Raw genomic sequence first — 16,190 nt, forward strand, 5'->3', positions numbered from 1 at the left:
CGCCATAACCAAAGCGCGACCAGCCATAACCAAAGGGGCGGGCGACCCCCTGGTAAACGATAGCCCCGTAACCATTGGCTACGCATGGCCTACATGCCAGAATTTCATCATAGAAATGGCCCCCAGGGGGAGGCCCGTTTTTGCGCTGGCGAACGCCCGCGGCAGAAACGACCCGACGCAAGACGTCACGTTGATAAACCCGTCACAAAGTCCCGGAGAAGCTCGCATGAAACTCAAGCACTGGATCACCGCCCTGACCGTCGCGGTCGCCGCGGTCGGCACCGTGGGTTCCGCACAGGCCCAGCAGTTCTTCCGCATCGGCACGGGCGGCACCGCCGGCACGTACTACCCGATAGGCGGCATCATCGGCAACGCGGTCTCGCAGCCCGGCAAGCTCATCGCCACGGCGGTGGCCTCCAACGGTTCGGTGGCCAACATCAACGGCATCATCGGCGGTTCGTTCGAAGCGGGTTTCACGCAATCCGACGTGGCGTACTGGGCGTATAGCGGCACCGGCACCTTCGAAGGCAAGCCCAAGGCGCAGGACTTGCGCCTGATTGCCACCCTGTATCCGGAAAGCATCCATCTGGTGACGCGCAAGGGCGCCGGCATCAAGAGCGTGGCCGATCTGAAGGGCAAGCGCGTGTCCATGGACGAGCCGGGCTCCGGCACGCTGGTCGACGTGCGCCTGATCCTGGGCGCCTACGGCATGGCCGACAAGGACATCAAGGCCGAATACCTGAAGCCCAACCAGGCAGGCGACAAGCTCAAGGACGGCGGACTGGACGCATTCTTCTTCGTGGGCGGGGCCCCTGCCGGCGCCATCGCCGAACTGGCGTCCACGGGCAACATCGAACTGGTGCCGCTGGTGGGCCCCGAGATCGACGCGCTGCGTGCCAAGCAAGAGTTCTTCACGCCCGACGTGATCGCGGCCAATACGTACCAGAACCTGCCGGAAGTGAAGACCATCTCGGTCAACGCGCAGATGGTCACGTCAGCCAAGATCCCTGAACAGACGGTCTACGACGTCACCAAGGCGCTGTACAGCGACGCCACGCGCAAGACGCTGGATTCGGGCCACGCCAAGGGCAAGCTGATCACCCGCGACAACGCCATCAAGGGCGCGGGCATCCCGTTCCATCCCGGCGCCGAGAAGTTCTACAAGGAAATCGGCCTGCTGAAGTAGGCCTGAAGTAGGCCCCCCCTAGCGCCTGCGGCGCCTCCCCCAGGGGCGCCGCAGCGGACCGGCAAAGCCGGCTCCGCGCGGCCCGGAATGGCGGCGGCGGTGTTGTGCGGCGGGCGTGCCGTTTTGCTGCAAGGGGCCGGGCACATTTCATCTACCTGCGGCGCGTTTGCGCCGCGCTTAGTAGGGCCGCCGTGCGCGGCCCTGCTTGTTGAATTTTCCTGAGAATCACAGCGATGGAAATAGATCACGAGAAAACCCAGAAGCTGGCGGAGAAATACGACTCCGAGATCCGCTTCCGGCCGCTGGACAAGACGGCGACCTGGATCGTGTCGGGCCTGCTTGTCACGCTGTCGCTCTTTCACTACTACACGGCGGGCTTCGGCCTGTTGCGCGAGGCCACCCATCGCGGTGTGCACCTGGCCTTCGTGCTGAGCCTGATCTTCCTGGTGTTCGGCTTTTCCAAGTCGCACTACCAGCGCGAGCCCAAGTCGACCTGGCTGTCGCCCGGCGGCATTCCGCTGTACGACTGGATCATCGCCATCGCGCTGGCCTTGTCGGTGCTCTACATCCCCTACATTTTCGAAGACCTGGCATTCCGCGTCGGCAACCCGATGCCGATGGACGTCTTCATGGGCTCGGTCCTCTTGATCGGCCTGCTGGAAGCCACGCGCCGCGCCATGGGATGGCCGCTGCCCATCATCGCGCTGGTCTTCATGGCCTACGCGATGTTCGGCCCGTACTTTCCGGGCCTGCTCAAGCATGCGGGCAACACCTGGCCGCAGATCGTCAACCACATGTACCTGACCAGCCAGGGCGTGTACGGTGTGGCGGTGGGCGTGGTGGCGACCTACGTGTTCCACTTCGTGCTGTTCGGCGTGCTGGCCACCCGCATCGGGCTGGGCCAGCTATTCCTGGACGTGGCCTCCACCGTGGCCGGCCGCTATGCCGGCGGCCCCGCCAAGGTGTCCGTGTTCGGTTCGGCCATGTTCGGCATGCTGTCGGGGTCGTCGGTGGCCAACGCGGTGACCGTGGGGTCGCTGACCATTCCCGCCATGATCCGGGTCGGTTATCCGCGGCACTTCGCGGCAGGCGTCGAAGCGGCCAGCAGCACGGGCGGGCAGATCACGCCGCCCATCATGGGCGCGGCCGCGTTCCTGATGATCGAGTTCCTGGGCATCCCGTACCAGCAGATCGCGATTGCCGGCATCTTCCCGGCCTTCCTGTACTTCTTCGGCATGTTCATGCAGGTGCACTTCGAAGCCAAGCGCGAAGGCCTGCGCGGCCTGACGGCCGAAGAAATGCCCAAGCTCAAGCAATCGTTCAAGATGCGCTGGCCGACGCTGATCCCGCTGGTCCTGCTGGTGGGCGTGCTGGCCAGCGGCCGTACGCCGTATCTGGCGGCGTTCGCGGGCATCACGGGCTGCATCCTGGTGGGCCTGTTGAATCCGTATCAGCGCCTGCGCTGGCGCGATCTGTACGAAGCCTTCGAGACCGGCGCCAAGTACGCGCTGGCAGTCGGCGCGGCGGCAGGCGCAGTGGGCATCGTGATCGGGGTGGTGACCTTGACCGGCGTGGGCTTCAAGATCTCGTACATCGTGATCTCGGCGTCGCAGGCGCTGGCCGGCGGCGCGGCCATGTTCATTCCCGACGCCATGGCCAACTTGCAGACGCTGACCTTGCTGGCCGCGCTGATCATGACGGGCATCGTCTGCATCCTGATGGGCTGCGGCGTGCCCACCACCGCGAACTACCTGATCATGGTCGCCGTGGCCGCCCCCACGCTGGTGCAACTGGGCGTGCAGCCGATCGCGGCGCACTTCTTCGTGTTCTATTTCGGCATCCTGGCGGACATCACGCCGCCGGTGGCGCTGGCCGCCTATGCGGCGGCGGGCATGGCGGGCAGCGACCCGTTCAAGACCGGGAACACGGCGTTCAGGCTGGGCATCACCAAGCTGATCGTGCCTTTCGTGTTCGTGTTTTCGCCGTCGCTGCTGATCTCGGTGCAGGGCTTCACCTGGTATGACTTCTGGGTGACCCTGTTCGGCTGCATGGTGGGCCTGGTGCTGCTGTCGGCGGCGTTCTCGCGCTACATGCTGGTCGGCATGAAGAGCTGGGAACGGTGGCTGTGCACCGTCGGCGCATTGCTCACGATCATCCCCGGCCTGACGAGCGGCCTGATCGGCCTGGCCATCTGCATCCCCGTCTTCATCCGCCAGTTGGCGGAACTGAAACTGGAGACGGCGGCCAAGGCGGCCTGACCTGGATGGCGCGGAATTAACAGGGGCGGGCTTCGGTCCGCCCCTTTTTTATTTCGCCCAATCTCGGATTTTGGCAGCAAATACCGGCAAAATAGGGGCCTGGATCCACAGGGTGACGACATACAACATTCCGCCTTTTCGCCGGTTGCCCGGCTAAATAAATCAGCGTAAAGTAAAATTCATGTTTGCTGGTCTGCCGATCTGCGGGCCGACTGTGCAAACAGGCACAAAACTGCGCCATATGTTCGATATCCTGGTTTATCTGTTCGAGAATTACTACACGCCGCAAGCCTGTCCTGCGGCCGATGTGCTCGCTAAGCGGCTTGCCGCCGCCGGTTTCGAGCACGAAGACATCGACGACGCGCTCGGCTGGCTGTACGGTTTGGCCGAGACCACGGAACGATGCGTCGACCTCGCTCAGGCTCCCACCTCGGGAACCCGGATCTACACCGACAACGAATACAGCCAGCTCGGCACCGAATCCATCGGCTTCATCGCCTTCCTGGAATCGGCCGGCGTATTGCCGGCGCCGTTGCGCGAAATCGTCATCGACCGGGGCCTGGCTTCGCCGGAAACGCCCGTGCCGCTGTCCAAGATCAAGATCATCGCCCTCATGGTTCTCTGGAGCCAGGAAGCCGAGATCGACAACCTGGTCCTGGAAGAGCTGCTGGACGAAGAAGGCGTACGGTTGCTGCATTGATGACCCTGCGCCCCGGCCCCATGCATTGGGGCCGCTTGCCGTTGCTGTGACCTACGTAGGCCGATTCGCCCCCAGCCCCAGCGGCCCGCTGCATGCGGGCTCGCTCGTGGCTGCCCTGGCCAGCTGGCTGGATGCGCGCGCCCACGGCGGGCGCTGGCTGCTGCGCATGGAAGACGTGGACACGCCCCGCACCGTCGCGGGCGCCGCCGACGCCATCATGGCGCAACTGGACGCGCTGGGCCTGCACTGGGACGGCGACGTCATGTGGCAGTCGCAGCGCCACGCCGCCTACCAATCCGCCTTCGACACGCTGGCCGCGCGCGGCCTGATCTACGGCTGCGGCTGCACCCGGCGCGAAATCGCCGATTCGGCATTGCGTGGCCAGACCGTGCCCGGCGCGGACGGCGAACGGCCTTATCCCGGCACGTGCCGCCACGGTTTACCGGCAGGCCGCCAGGCGCGCGCCTGGCGCCTGCGCATCCCGGACGGCGTCGAACACTTTGAAGACCGCTGGCTGGGCCCGCAAGCACAGGACGTGGCGCAGGCGGTGGGCGACTTCGCCCTGCGGCGCGCGGACGGGCTATGGGCCTATCAACTTGCGGTGGTGGTGGACGATGCCGAACAGGGCGTGACGGACGTGGTGCGCGGCGCCGACCTGCTGAGCTCCACGGCGCGCCAACGCGTGCTGGGCCGCTTGCTGGGCCTGCCCCCCGTGCGCTATCTGCATGTGCCGCTGATCCTGGACGCCGCCAGCGGCCTGAAACTGTCCAAGCAGAATGGTGCCCCCGCCATTGACACCCAAGCGCCTCTGGCGGCGCTACAGGGCGCCTGGCGGGCCTTGGGCTTTGCGCCGCTTGCCGCCGACGCCGACTGTGGGCAGTTTCTGAGCGAAGCCACCGCGCACTGGGCGCGGCGCTTCCCCTGACGCGGGGCCCCGTGCCGTTATAGCGGCTGCAGGTCCGCGCCCAACATCCGCACCAGCAGGGCTTCGCCGTTGTCGCCCACGCGCAGCTCGCCATAGCGGGCGACCTCGAAACGCTTGGCTTCGCCTTCCTGGAAGAACCAGGCATTGGTCACGATGCGCACGCCGCGGTCGCGCACCCGGTAGCGCAGCGGCACCTCGCCGTCGGCATGCGGATGCACGTCGGGCTGTATGCGCAACGGCGTGGCCACGCCGCGCGCGTCGGTCTTGAGCATCACATAGCCGTCCGGCTCGAAGCCGGGCAGGGTCTCGTCGTCAACCGGACGGTCGCCGCCCAGGCGCAGGCGCGTAATGTCGCGGCTGGCGGCGAAGTTCAGCGCCATATAGTCGCCCTGCATCAGCGACCGCGGGTCCACCGGCGCCAGTTCCAGGATGACGACCTTGCCCGAGGCTAGCAGCGTTTCACGCTGCCAGATGCCGCCGTTGGCCACCACCAGCACCAGCGCCAGGCCGCCCAGGATGGCCAGCGTGCGCCAGCGCAAGGGCGCCGACACCGGCGGCAGCGGCGCGCGGCGGTCGGGCGACTGCGTGCGCATCAGCCGCGGCACCAGCCAGACCAAGCCGCGCAAGACGAACAGCAGCAACGCGCCGCCGCCCAGCCACAGCGCCTTTTGCAGCAGCGGCACATCAAGTTGGTAGTAGTAGACGCCCAGATAGGCCAGCAGGCTGATCACGCCGAAGACGACCAGGCGCAGTTGGTTCAGCCCAAAACCCAACAGCAGCCACGCCAGCGCGAAACCCACGCCCGGGCTGGGCAGCCAGAAGCCAGCCAGGATCAGCAGCGCAATCGGCACGCCCCAGGTGACGCCGGCGGTCAACACATGGCGGCGGGGCCACAGCACCGCCATCGCGGCCGCCGCCGGCAGCAACGCGCCGGCGGTGACGAACAGGGCGCCCTGCGGATTCAGTTGCCACATGGCGGGCAGATGCAGGACGGAGATGCCGCCCGCCAGCCACACCATGCCCTGCACCGACAGCAGGAACGCCCAGGCCAGCGGCTGCAAGGCATGGTCGCGCTTCGCGCCCCCGCGATGGCCCACGGTCAGGATCACGGCGGTGGCCCAGGCGCCGATCACGGCGATGGGCAGCCACACGACGCTGGACAAGGCGGGGTCGAAATCCAGCCACGCCTCCAGCAGGTCATCGCGCATCATCTGGGGCGACAGGCCGCGCCAGATCAGGCTGGCGCCGGCTCCCGCAATCAGAACGCCGGACAGGAAACGCAGGATCACATCGGGACCCAGCACGTAGATGGCCGTGGCCATCAGCAGCACGAATACGCAAGCGCTGGTGAACGAAGTGGAATCGGACAAACCGTAAATGATCAGCAACTGCCCGGCGAAAGCCATGGCCGTGCCGCATTGCCGCCAGAAGGGGCCCGCGTCGCTGCGCAGCACCGCCACGCCCGCACCGCACAGGACCAGCCCGGCCACCAGCGCGCCTTCTTCGGACGTGACGATGCCCGAGAAGCCCACGAAAACCAGCAGCAGCAGGGTGGCCAGCCAGGCGCTCAGGCCCAGCAGGCATTGCACGTACCAGGGCGGTTCGGCGTGCGGGGCGGCGGCAGGCGCCAGCTGCGCCACGGGCGCGCCCGATTCCGCCGGCTCCACGGCATTGCCGGCCGATGCCGAGGCCGGCTCGGCGTCCGCCGCGGCAGGCCCCGAGACCTGAGGTTCGGCCGCCAGCTTGCGCAGCCAGCGCGCAGCCAGCACGGCTTCGGCCATCAGCAACGCCGCCAGGGGCAGCGCGGCCCAGACGCCGGGCTCCAGGCGCAGCAGCCATTCGCCCACGAAGCGCAGCGACACGCAGATGACGCCAGCCGCCAAAATGGCCAGGATGATCAGGTCACGCCGGACCCGCTGATAATAAAAGCCCAGCCCCACCGTCACGGCAAGCCACGCAATGCCGCTCTGCCCTTGCTCGCGGCCGAAGAAGAAGCCGACGAACATCAGGGACATGACCAGCGCGCTGACGACCAGGGCCGCCAGGATGCGGGGGCCGATCAGCGTGCTGGCGCGCCAGCGGTGCGCGGCCAGCTCCCAGCCCAGCAGCAACACCAGGTTCAGCCCTGCCATGACGAGGGTGATGGTGTCTGATCCGCCAAACACCGACAGCCACGAGAACATCCGCTCGCCCAGCCAGAGCGCGGCCGCCACGTTCAGCACCAGGATCCACAGCAGCCACACGGCCTGGCTGGCCGCGGCCAGTGCCCAGGGCAGCAGCAACAGCGCCCACCAGGCGAACAATTCCCAGGTATCGGCGCCAGTCTGGTAAGTTTGGCCTAATAACGCGAGCAGGGCGCCCAACAGGATGCCGGCCAACGCCAGGAGCGCGCCAGGGATGCTGCGCCGCACGCCAGGGGTGCCCCGAAGGCGCAGCCCGGCCCAGGCGGCGGCCAGTGCGGCAATCGCCAGCAGGCCTTGCGTGCCGGCGAAGCGCTGCACTTTTGTCATGTCTTGCCAATTGGCGGCGACCCAGCAAATCGCGGCGCTGCCCAGCAGCAAAACGCCTAGCCAAAGGGTGCTTCGCGCCAGGAATTGGCGCCAAGCGTGCAGTTCGGATCCCGCTTGTCTTTCAGTGCCGACTTGCATCTGGCGAATCTCCGATCTTATTATCCGCGCTACTAAGGCGGGACTACCGCCACTGGATACACATGAATAAAACGCTGATTATTGCCGAGAAGCCCTCGGTGGCCCTTGATATATCACGCGCCTTGGGAGGCTTTGCGCGCGAGGGCGACTATTTTGAAAGCGAACGTTACGTACTCGCGTCCAGCATCGGCCATCTGCTGAGCTTGGTCGCGCCCAACGATCCGGTCAAGGGAAAGTGGAGCTTCACGCACCTGCCCGTGATTCCGCCGGAATTCGAACTGGGCCCCACCGACAAGAAGTCCGCCGAACGCCTGAAGCTGCTGGTCCGCCTGGCCAAGCGCAAGGATGTGGACGCCATCATCAATGCCTGTGACGCAGGACGCGAAGGCGAACTGATCTTCCGCTACATCATTCAGTATGCGGGCGTGAAGAAGCCGATCCAGCGTCTGTGGCTGCAATCCATGACGCAGGCCGCCATCCGCGAGGCCTTCGCCAACCTGCGCGACGACGCCCAGTTAAAGCCGCTGGAAGCGGCCGCCCGCTCCCGCGCCGAAGCCGACTGGCTGGTCGGGATCAACGGCACGCGCGCCATGACCGCCTTCAACAGCAAGGACGGCGGCTTCTTCAAGACGCCGGTCGGCCGGGTGCAGACCCCCACGCTGGCGATCGTGGCCGAACGCGAAGAGCGGATCCGCCGCTTCGTGCCGCGCGACTACTGGGAAGTGCGCGCCACCTTCATCGCGGCCGCCGGCCTGTATGAAGGCCGCTGGATCGACCCCCAATTCAAGAAAGACGACCGCGACCCTGAAAAGCGCGAATCGCGCCTGTGGTCGGCCGCCGCCGCCCAAAGCGTGGTGGCCGCCTGCCGCGACCAGCCAGGCAACGTCACCGAAGAATCCAAGCCGTCGACCCAGATGTCGCCGGCGCTGTACGACCTGACCTCGCTGCAGCGCGAGGCCAACGGCCGGTTCGGCTTTTCGGCCAAGACCACCCTGGCGCTGGCCCAGACCCTGTACGAACGCCACAAGGCGCTGACCTACCCGCGTACCGATTCCCGTTATCTGCCCGAGGACTACATCACCACGGTGCAGGAAACGATGCGCGCGCTGGCCAAGGGCGGCTCGAACGCCGTGGGCGGCCTGGCCCGCCACGCGGACACGGTCGTCACCCAGCAGTGGGTCAAGCCCAACCGCCGCATCTTCGACAATAAGAAGGTGTCGGATCACTTTGCCATCATCCCCACGCTGCAGATCCCGCACGACCTGAGCGAAGCCGAGGCCAAGCTGTACGACCTGGTGCTCAAGCGCTTTTTGGCCGTGTTCTTCCCGGCAGCCGAATACCGCGTCACCACCCGCCTGACCGAAGTGCAGGGCCATCGCTTCCGCACTGACGGCAAGGTGCTGGTCACCCCGGGCTGGCTGGCCGTCTACGGCAAGGAAGCCCAGGGCGAAGACGCCAACCTGGTGCCCGTGGCGGACGGCGAGACCGTGCGCACGGAAGACGTCGAAGCCGTAGGCCTGTCGACCAAGCCGCCGGCCCGCTTCAACGAAGGCACCTTGCTGTCCGCCATGGAAGGCGCCGGCAAGCTGGTCGACGACGAAGAGCTGCGCGAAGCCATGTCCGAGCGCGGCCTGGGCACGCCGGCCACGCGCGCCGCCATCATCGAAGGCCTGCTGAACGAGGTCTACCTGCGCCGCGAAGGCCGCGACCTGGTGCCCACCGCCAAGGCGCGCCAGCTGATGACGCTGCTGTCCGGCCTGGACGTCACCGAACTGACCTCGCCCGAACTCACGGGCGAATGGGAGCACAAGCTTAAGCAGATCGAGCAGGGCGGGCTGGGCCGCGAGGCCTTCATGCGTGAAATCGCGCAGATGACGCAAGTCATCGTCAAGCGCGCCAAGGAATACGAGCGCGACACGGTGCCGGGCGACTACGCCACGCTGCAGACGCCGTGCCCCAAGTGCGGCGCCGTGGTGAAGGAAAACTATCGCCGCTTCGCCTGCACGGCTTGCGATTTCTCGATCGGCAAGCACCCGGGCGGCCGCACGTTCGAACTGCCGGAAGTCGAAGAACTGCTGGCCAAGCGCGAGATCGGTCCGCTACAGGGGTTCATCAGCAAGATGGGCCGGCCGTTTGCCGCCATCCTGCGCATCAGCGATGAATACAAGCTGGAGTTCGATTTCGGCCAGAACGACGAAGACGACACCGAAGCCGTGGACTTCTCCGGCCACACGCCGGTGGGCCCGTGCCCGAAGTGCCAGTCGCGCGTGTTCGAGCACGGCATGAGCTACGTCTGCGAAAAGTCCGTCGGCCCCGAAAAGAGCTGCGAATTCCGCTCGGGCAAGGTCATCCTGCAGCAGGAGATTTCGGCCCAGCAGATGGGCAAGCTCTTGACCGACGGCCGCACCGACCTGCTGGACGGCTTCGTGTCCAGCCGCACCAACCGCAAGTTCAAGGCGTTCCTGGTGCGCCAGCCGGACGGCAAGGTGGGCTTCGAGTTCGAGCCGCGTCCTGAAAAGCCGGGCCGCGCGCCGGGCAAGACGGCGGCAAAGACGGCCACCAAGACGGCTGCGAAGAAGGCGCCGGCCAAAAAGGCCGCAGTGAAGAAGACCGCCACGAAGACGGCAACCAAGACGGCAACGAAAACCGCCGCCAAGAAAGCCGTGAAGAAGGCGGCGCCGAAGAAAACGGCGTCGTAGGATGGGTGAAGCGCGAGGATGTGCCAACAAGAACACCGGCACATATCGCGCGCAACCCATCAAGCAGCGGTGATGTCTTAACCGCTCCCGCCATAATTGACCAACGCCCGGGCAACCGGGCGTTTTCCATTGTTGGACGGCAGACGCTGGGGTATTGTTTACGCCAAACAGCTGCAACCCAATCAAATCCCGAGGACGACATGACCCACAGCCCCGATTTCACTACCCGCCGCCGCGTGCTGGCCGCTGCCGGGGCGCTGGCCGGCGTCAGCCTGCTCAATGGGCGCGTCGCGTTCGCGCAGCCCAAGCTGGGCCGCGTCGTCTACGGCCAGGGCAGCATCGACCCCTTTTTCGCGGCCGGCTACGTGGCGTTGAAGAAGGGCTATTTCAGCGAAGGCGGACTGGACGTCGAATACCTGAATTCGCAAAGCGGCCCGCGCACCAACCAGTTGCTGGCGGCCGGCCAGATCGTGTTCGGCGCCACGGCGGCCACCGCCGCCCCCGCGCTGACCATCGCCGGCAAGCCCGCGACGCTTGTGTTCGGCTTTGACCGCAAGCTCACCTACGCCAACGTCATCGTGCGCCGCGAAGACTTCGACAGCGGCAAGATCAAGTCGCTGAAGGACCTGGCCGGCAAGCGCGTGGGCGCCACCCAGCCGCAGTCCAGCACCTGGCTGATGGCGCTGTACCTGATGCAGAAGGCCGGCGTGGCCGACAAGGTGGACATCCGCCCGCTGGGCGACCTTGCCACCATGCTGGGCGCGCTCAAGACCGGGTCGGTGTCGGCCAGCATGGCCACCATGTCCATGATGGAGCAGGCCCGCCAGGAAGGCTGGGGGGTGCCCATTTTCGACGCCACCACCGAAAGTTCGTGGAATGAATTCATGGGCGGCGACGTCCCCGGCATCGCGGCGCTGACGCTGGAAGACACCATCCAGAAACGCCCCGAAGTGGTGCAGGCCTTTGTGACCGCGATGGTCAAGGCGCAGGACTTCATCACCGCCAACACCGCCGCCGGCATCACCGACGTCATCTACGACGACTACCTCAACGCCTTCCCGCGCGCCGCCATCGAGAAGACGCTGGGTGTCTACAAGGACACCGTGTTCCTGAAGGACAACCTCATCACCGAAGACGCGTACAACCGCATGACGGCCATCATGGGCGACGGCCGCCAGTTCTCCAACGACGAGATCAAGACGGTGCCCTACGCCAAATGCGTGAACATGGCCTTCGTGCGGAAAGCGCGGGGCCTCTGATGATCACGCTGGACAAAGTCGGCAAGGCGTACCAGTCGCGCCAGGGCACGACGCATGCGGTGGGCGAGGTCAGCCTGACGATCGAACAAGGCGAATTCGTGTCCGTCGTCGGCCCCTCGGGCTGCGGCAAGAGCACGCTGCTGAACATGATCGCCGGCTTTTTGCGGCCCACCACCGGCACCATCCACGTGGACGGCCAGGTGGTGGACGGGCAGGTGCCGCCCGCGCTGGGCTACATCTTCCAGAAAGACACCTTGCTGCCCTGGTTCAGCGTCAAGAAGAACGTGGCGCTGGGCCTGAAGTTCCAGGGCGTGGCCGCCGACAAGATCGACCGCCGCGTGGCCGAACTGCTGGAACTGGGCCACCTGGGCGCCTTTGCCGACGCCTTCCCGCACCAGTTGTCGGGCGGCATGCGCCGGCGCGTGGCGCTCTTGATGAGCCTGGCCGTCGAACCCCGCATCCTGCTGCTGGACGAGCCGTTCGGCGCACTGGATACCCACACCAAGACGCACCTGCACCGCGAACTGATGGAGATCTGGCGCAAGCTGGGCCAGACCATCGTCATGGTCACGCACGACCTGGACGAAGCCATCCTGCTGTCGGACCGCGTGGTGGTGCTGTCCGGCCCGCCCAGCCGCGTGCTGCTGGACGAACGCATCCGCATCCCGCATCCGCGTGACGTCTTTACGCTGCGTGAAACGCCGCAGTTCGTCGCCCACGTGCAAAGCCTCTGGAGCGTGCTGGGCCAGCAGTTCCGCGCCGCCGCCTGAATCCCCCCGCGTCATGATCCCGACTGAAACCTCTGATTCCCTGCAGGACCAGCTGCGGCTGGACCGCCGCGCCGGCATTGCCCGCCGCGTGCGCATCACCTTGTGGCAAGTGCTGATCCTTGCCGTCATCCTGGGCTCGTGGGAGACGCTGACGCGCATCCCGTGGTTCACCCAGAACACGCTGTTTGACCCCTTCTTCATCAGCCAGCCGTCGCGCGTGGCGGTACGGCTGTGGGAATGGATGCAGCCCGGGCCGCGCTCGGTCTGGCCGCACTTGTGGCTGACGCTGCAGGCCACGATGGTAGGGCTGATCGTGGGTGTGGGCAGCGGCTTCATCGTCGGCATGACGCTCAGCCGCAGCCGCTTCCTGGCAGACGTATTCAACCCGTTCATCGTGGCATTCAACTCGATGCCGCGCATCGCGTTTGTGCCGCTCATCACCATGTTCTTCGGCCTGGGGCTGGCCTCCAAGGTGGTGACGTCCTGGTTCGTGGTGTTCTTCCTGGTGTTCTTCAACACCTACAAGGGCGGCCGCAGCGTCGAACGCGAACTGGTGGACTTCTGCCGCACGCTGGGCGGATCGCCGCGCCAGATCCTGTGGCGGGTGCGCATCCCGACGGCAGCGGCATGGACGTTCGCCGCCTTGCCCAACGCCATCAGCTTCGCGCTGATCGGCGTGGTGCTGGCCGAATTCGTGGGATCCACCACCGGCATGGGCTACCTGATGATCACCGCGCTGGCCACGCTGAACGCCACCGACATGTTCGCCGCCGTGACGCTGTTGTCCATCGTCGGCATCGCGCTGGTTTATTGTGTGACGTGGCTGGAGCGGCGCCTGCTGCACTGGGCGCCCGAGTTCAGGGAATAGCAAGGCTCGCCCCCAACGCGCAGGGCGATGGAGAATTGATTTGAAGACACTACCTTATCTGCGCAACTTCGATCTGACCGGGCAGGTTGCGCTGGTCACCGGGTCCGCGCGCGGACTGGGCTTTTGCATTGCGCGGGCGCTGGCGGGCTGTGGCGCGCGCGTGCTGATCAACGGGCGCAACGCCGCGGCCGTGGATGCCGCCGTGGCCGATCTGACGGCCGCCGGGCTGGACGCGCATCCCTTGCCGTTCGATGTCAGCGACGACGCCGACATGGCGCGCGCGTTCCAGCGCATCGACGACGAGCATGGACGCCTGGACGTGCTGGTGAACAACGTGGGCGCCCGCAACCGCAAGACCTTGCGCGACACCAGCCCCGCCGAAATCCGCGAGCTGATCGACACGGATCTGGTCGCCGGCATGCTGCTGGCCAAGTTCGCGGCCGAACGCATGGTGCGCCAAGGTGGCGGCCGGCTGATCGCGATCACGTCGGTGGTGGGCGAACTGGCGCGCGCGGGCGACGCCGTGTATCCGGCGGCCAAGCAGGGGCTCACCGGCATGGTGCGCGCCCTGGCCGCGGAATTCGGCGGCCACCACATCACCAGCAACGCGATCGCGCCCGGCACCTTCGCAACCGAAACCAATGCGGAAATGGTGGCGGACCCCGAAGTCGGCCCGCGCATCGCGGCCCGCAATCCGACGGGGCGGTGGGGCGAACCGGAAGAAATCGCCGGCGCGGCAGTATTCCTGGCATCCCCGGCCGCGTCTTACGTGAACGGACACGTCCTGGTCGTGGACGGCGGGCTGTCGATTCAGTTTTAAGGCGGGCCAGCGGCCTGCGCGATGGGTTTCGCGCCGCCGCGACCGTCCCGGAACAGGAAGGGCTGGCCGCGCTCCACCCATCCTACGAATGACATGCCGGCCATGGATGATGCACCACCCCCGTAGGATGGGTGAAGCGCGAGACACGCTCGCCGCGCACGGCAGCGCCTGCCGCGCGCAACCCATCATCCGCAGTCCGCCAGAATCAGGTCGTCTCGTCCTGATACCAGACGCCTTCGGCCAGCATCATCTTCTGATGGCCGTGGCCTGCGGGCATCATCGGGAAGCAATTTTCCTGCGCTGACACCGCCACGTCCAGGAAGTAGGGGCCGTCATGCGCCAGGCATTCGGCCAGCGCGGCCTCCAGCTTTGCCGGGTCGTCCACCCGCGCCGCGCCCCAGCCGAACGCCCGTGCCAGCGCCACGAAATCGGGCAGCGACGCGTTGTAGCTGTGGCTGTAGCGGCCGCCGTGGATCAGTTCCTGCCACTGGCGCACCATGCCCATGTAGCCGTTGTTGCACAGCACGACCTTCACGGGCGTCTGGTGCTGCATGGCCGTGGACAGTTCCTGGATATTCATCAGCACCGAGGCGTCGCCGCTGACGCAGACCACCGTCTTGTCCGGATGCGCCACCTGCGCGCCGATCGCGGCGGGCACGCCATAGCCCATGGTGCCGGCGCCGCCCGAGGTCAGCCAGCGGTTCGGTTTGTCGAAACGCAGGTACTGCGCGGCCCACATCTGGTGCTGGCCCACGTCGGTGGACACGATGGCGTCACGGTCGGCCAGCGCGGCATTCAGGCTGGCCATCAAATGCTGCGGCAGGATCGCGTCGGCGGCGGGCGTGAAACCCAGGCAATCCTGGCTGCGCCACGTATCGATGCGCTTGAACCAGGGCGCCAGGCGCGCCGCATCCATCGGCTCGTCGCCCAGCTCGGCACGCAGCGCCCGCACCAGCGGCAGGCAGTCGCCCACCAGCGCCACGTCCACCCGCACCACCTTGTTGATCGACGCCGGGTCGATGTCGATATGGATCTTGCGCGCATGCGGGCAGAATTCCGAGATCTTGCCGGTGATGCGGTCGTCAAAACGGGCGCCGATGCAGACGACGAGGTCGGCGTTGTGCATGGCCAGGTTGGCCTCGACCGTACCATGCATGCCCAGCATGCCCACGAACTGCGGGCTGGACGCGGGGAAGGCCCCCAGGCCCATCAGCGTCAGGGTGCACGGCGCGCCGGTGTGGCGGACCAGGTCGGCGAACGCCTCGCAAGCTTCCGGGCCGGCATTCACCAGCCCGCCGCCGCCGTAGAAGATGGGACGCTTGGCCTGCGCGATCAGCGCGGCGGCGCGGCGCACGGCCGACTGCGGCAACTTGGGCGCCAGCTTGCCCGACTGGCGGCGCGCACGCAGCGCGGCCAGCTTTTGCTGCGAGGGCAGGCCGGGCACGTCGTCATCCGCATCGCGCGGCACGGCCAACTGCACGTCTTTCGGAAAGTCCACCAGCACGGGGCCCGGACGGCCCTGGCGGGTCAGCTCGAACGCCCGGGACACCACATTGGCCACGTCGTCCACGGCGCGGATCTGGGTGTTCCACTTGGTCACGGAACGCGAAATGCCGATGGCGTCGCATTCCTGGAAAGCGTCGGTGCCGATGGCCGCGGTGGACACTTGGCCGCTGACGCACAGCACCGGGATCGAATCGCACATGGCGTCCAGCAAGCCCGAGGTGGTGTTGGCCATCCCCGGGCCGGAGGTCACGAACACCACGCCGGTGCGACCGGTGCTGCGGGCGTACCCTTCGGCGGCATGCACGGCCGCCTGTTCGTGGCGCACCAGCACATGGCGCAGGCGCGGCTCGGCATACAGCGCGTCGTACAACGGCAGGACCGCCCCGCCGGGGTAGCCGAACACGGTGTCCACACCGTGCGCAATCAGCGTATCGAGCAGAATCTTCGCGCCGTTCGAAACGGCGGGTTCAGTGGCGGCAAGCGCGGCGGCGGCGGTGGGGTGCAGGCGATCGTTCATGCTATCTATCTTATTCGTAGGCTTGAAGAATTTT

General features: G+C 66.5%; 11 protein-coding genes. 9 read left to right on the plus strand and 2 right to left on the minus strand.

Going from position 1 to position 16,190, the window contains the following annotated elements:
• Positions 1-226 precede the first annotated feature (226 nt).
• The 4 genes from CEY09_RS18880 to gluQRS all read left to right on the plus strand — a co-directional run bounded on the left by CEY09_RS18880 (position 227) and on the right by gluQRS (position 5,069).
• Positions 227-1,186: a TAXI family TRAP transporter solute-binding subunit gene (locus tag CEY09_RS18880; RefSeq protein WP_088589841.1), complete on the plus strand. Its 960-nt coding sequence runs from the start codon at positions 227-229 to the stop codon at positions 1,184-1,186.
• A gap of 233 nt (positions 1,187-1,419) precedes the next feature.
• The gene (locus CEY09_RS18885; protein ID WP_088589842.1) at positions 1,420-3,444 is read left to right on the plus strand and encodes a TRAP transporter permease; all 2,025 of its coding nucleotides are present in this window, start codon (positions 1,420-1,422) and stop codon (positions 3,442-3,444) included.
• A 241-nt stretch (positions 3,445-3,685) separates the two neighbouring features.
• Positions 3,686-4,144, plus strand: a complete 459-nt coding sequence (locus tag CEY09_RS18890; RefSeq protein WP_006227779.1) for a Smg family protein — start codon at positions 3,686-3,688, stop codon at positions 4,142-4,144.
• A gap of 46 nt (positions 4,145-4,190) precedes the next feature.
• The gene (gene gluQRS / locus CEY09_RS18895) at positions 4,191-5,069 is read left to right on the plus strand and encodes a tRNA glutamyl-Q(34) synthetase GluQRS (RefSeq protein ID WP_167390114.1); all 879 of its coding nucleotides are present in this window, start codon (positions 4,191-4,193) and stop codon (positions 5,067-5,069) included.
• Positions 5,070-5,086: 17 nt separating this feature from the next.
• Here the strand turns inward: gluQRS and CEY09_RS18900 are convergent, their stop codons facing one another.
• On the minus strand, positions 5,087-7,717 hold the full coding sequence (locus CEY09_RS18900) for a GDYXXLXY domain-containing protein (RefSeq protein ID WP_088589843.1): 2,631 nt from the start codon (positions 7,715-7,717) through the stop codon (positions 5,087-5,089).
• 62 nt (positions 7,718-7,779) lie between these two features.
• Between CEY09_RS18900 and CEY09_RS18905 the strand changes: the two genes are divergently transcribed.
• The 5 genes from CEY09_RS18905 (at position 7,780) to CEY09_RS18925 (ending at position 14,133) form a co-directional block, all read left to right on the plus strand.
• Positions 7,780-10,416, plus strand: a complete 2,637-nt coding sequence (locus CEY09_RS18905) for a DNA topoisomerase III (protein ID WP_088589844.1) — start codon at positions 7,780-7,782, stop codon at positions 10,414-10,416.
• 200 nt (positions 10,417-10,616) lie between these two features.
• Positions 10,617-11,675: an ABC transporter substrate-binding protein gene (locus tag CEY09_RS18910; RefSeq protein WP_088589845.1), complete on the plus strand. Its 1,059-nt coding sequence runs from the start codon at positions 10,617-10,619 to the stop codon at positions 11,673-11,675.
• On the plus strand, positions 11,675-12,445 hold the full coding sequence (locus CEY09_RS18915; protein ID WP_167390115.1) for an ABC transporter ATP-binding protein: 771 nt from the start codon (positions 11,675-11,677) through the stop codon (positions 12,443-12,445). The genes CEY09_RS18910 and CEY09_RS18915 overlap by 1 nt, the downstream gene beginning before the upstream one ends.
• A 13-nt stretch (positions 12,446-12,458) precedes the next feature.
• Positions 12,459-13,313, plus strand: coding sequence for an ABC transporter permease (locus tag CEY09_RS18920; RefSeq protein WP_088589846.1), 855 nt, complete (start codon positions 12,459-12,461; stop codon positions 13,311-13,313).
• A gap of 40 nt (positions 13,314-13,353) precedes the next feature.
• Positions 13,354-14,133 (plus strand): SDR family oxidoreductase, encoded by a 780-nt coding sequence (locus tag CEY09_RS18925; RefSeq protein WP_006227772.1) that lies wholly within the window; start codon positions 13,354-13,356, stop codon positions 14,131-14,133.
• A 205-nt stretch (positions 14,134-14,338) separates the two neighbouring features.
• Here the strand turns inward: CEY09_RS18925 and ilvB are convergent, their stop codons facing one another.
• Complete coding sequence (ilvB, locus tag CEY09_RS18930) at positions 14,339-16,165, minus strand: biosynthetic-type acetolactate synthase large subunit (RefSeq protein ID WP_085946995.1); 1,827 nt, start codon at positions 16,163-16,165, stop codon at positions 14,339-14,341.
• Between the last annotated feature and the right edge of the window lie 25 nt (positions 16,166-16,190).

The organism is Achromobacter marplatensis, from assembly GCF_002209535.1.
GTDB classification, from domain to species: Bacteria; Pseudomonadota; Gammaproteobacteria; order Burkholderiales; family Burkholderiaceae_B; genus Achromobacter; species Achromobacter marplatensis.

Coding starts and splice junctions, on each gene's coding strand:
- CEY09_RS18880 (WP_088589841.1), top strand. CDS start 227: ATGAAACTCAAGCACTGGATCACCGCCCTGACCGTCGCGGTCGCCGCG.
- CEY09_RS18885 (WP_088589842.1), top strand. CDS start 1,420: ATGGAAATAGATCACGAGAAAACCCAGAAGCTGGCGGAGAAATACGAC.
- CEY09_RS18890 (WP_006227779.1), top strand. CDS start 3,686: ATGTTCGATATCCTGGTTTATCTGTTCGAGAATTACTACACGCCGCAA.
- CEY09_RS18900 (WP_088589843.1), bottom strand. CDS start 7,717: ATGCAAGTCGGCACTGAAAGACAAGCGGGATCCGAACTGCACGCTTGG.
- CEY09_RS18905 (WP_088589844.1), top strand. CDS start 7,780: ATGAATAAAACGCTGATTATTGCCGAGAAGCCCTCGGTGGCCCTTGAT.
- CEY09_RS18910 (WP_088589845.1), top strand. CDS start 10,617: ATGACCCACAGCCCCGATTTCACTACCCGCCGCCGCGTGCTGGCCGCT.
- CEY09_RS18915 (WP_167390115.1), top strand. CDS start 11,675: ATGATCACGCTGGACAAAGTCGGCAAGGCGTACCAGTCGCGCCAGGGC.
- CEY09_RS18920 (WP_088589846.1), top strand. CDS start 12,459: ATGATCCCGACTGAAACCTCTGATTCCCTGCAGGACCAGCTGCGGCTG.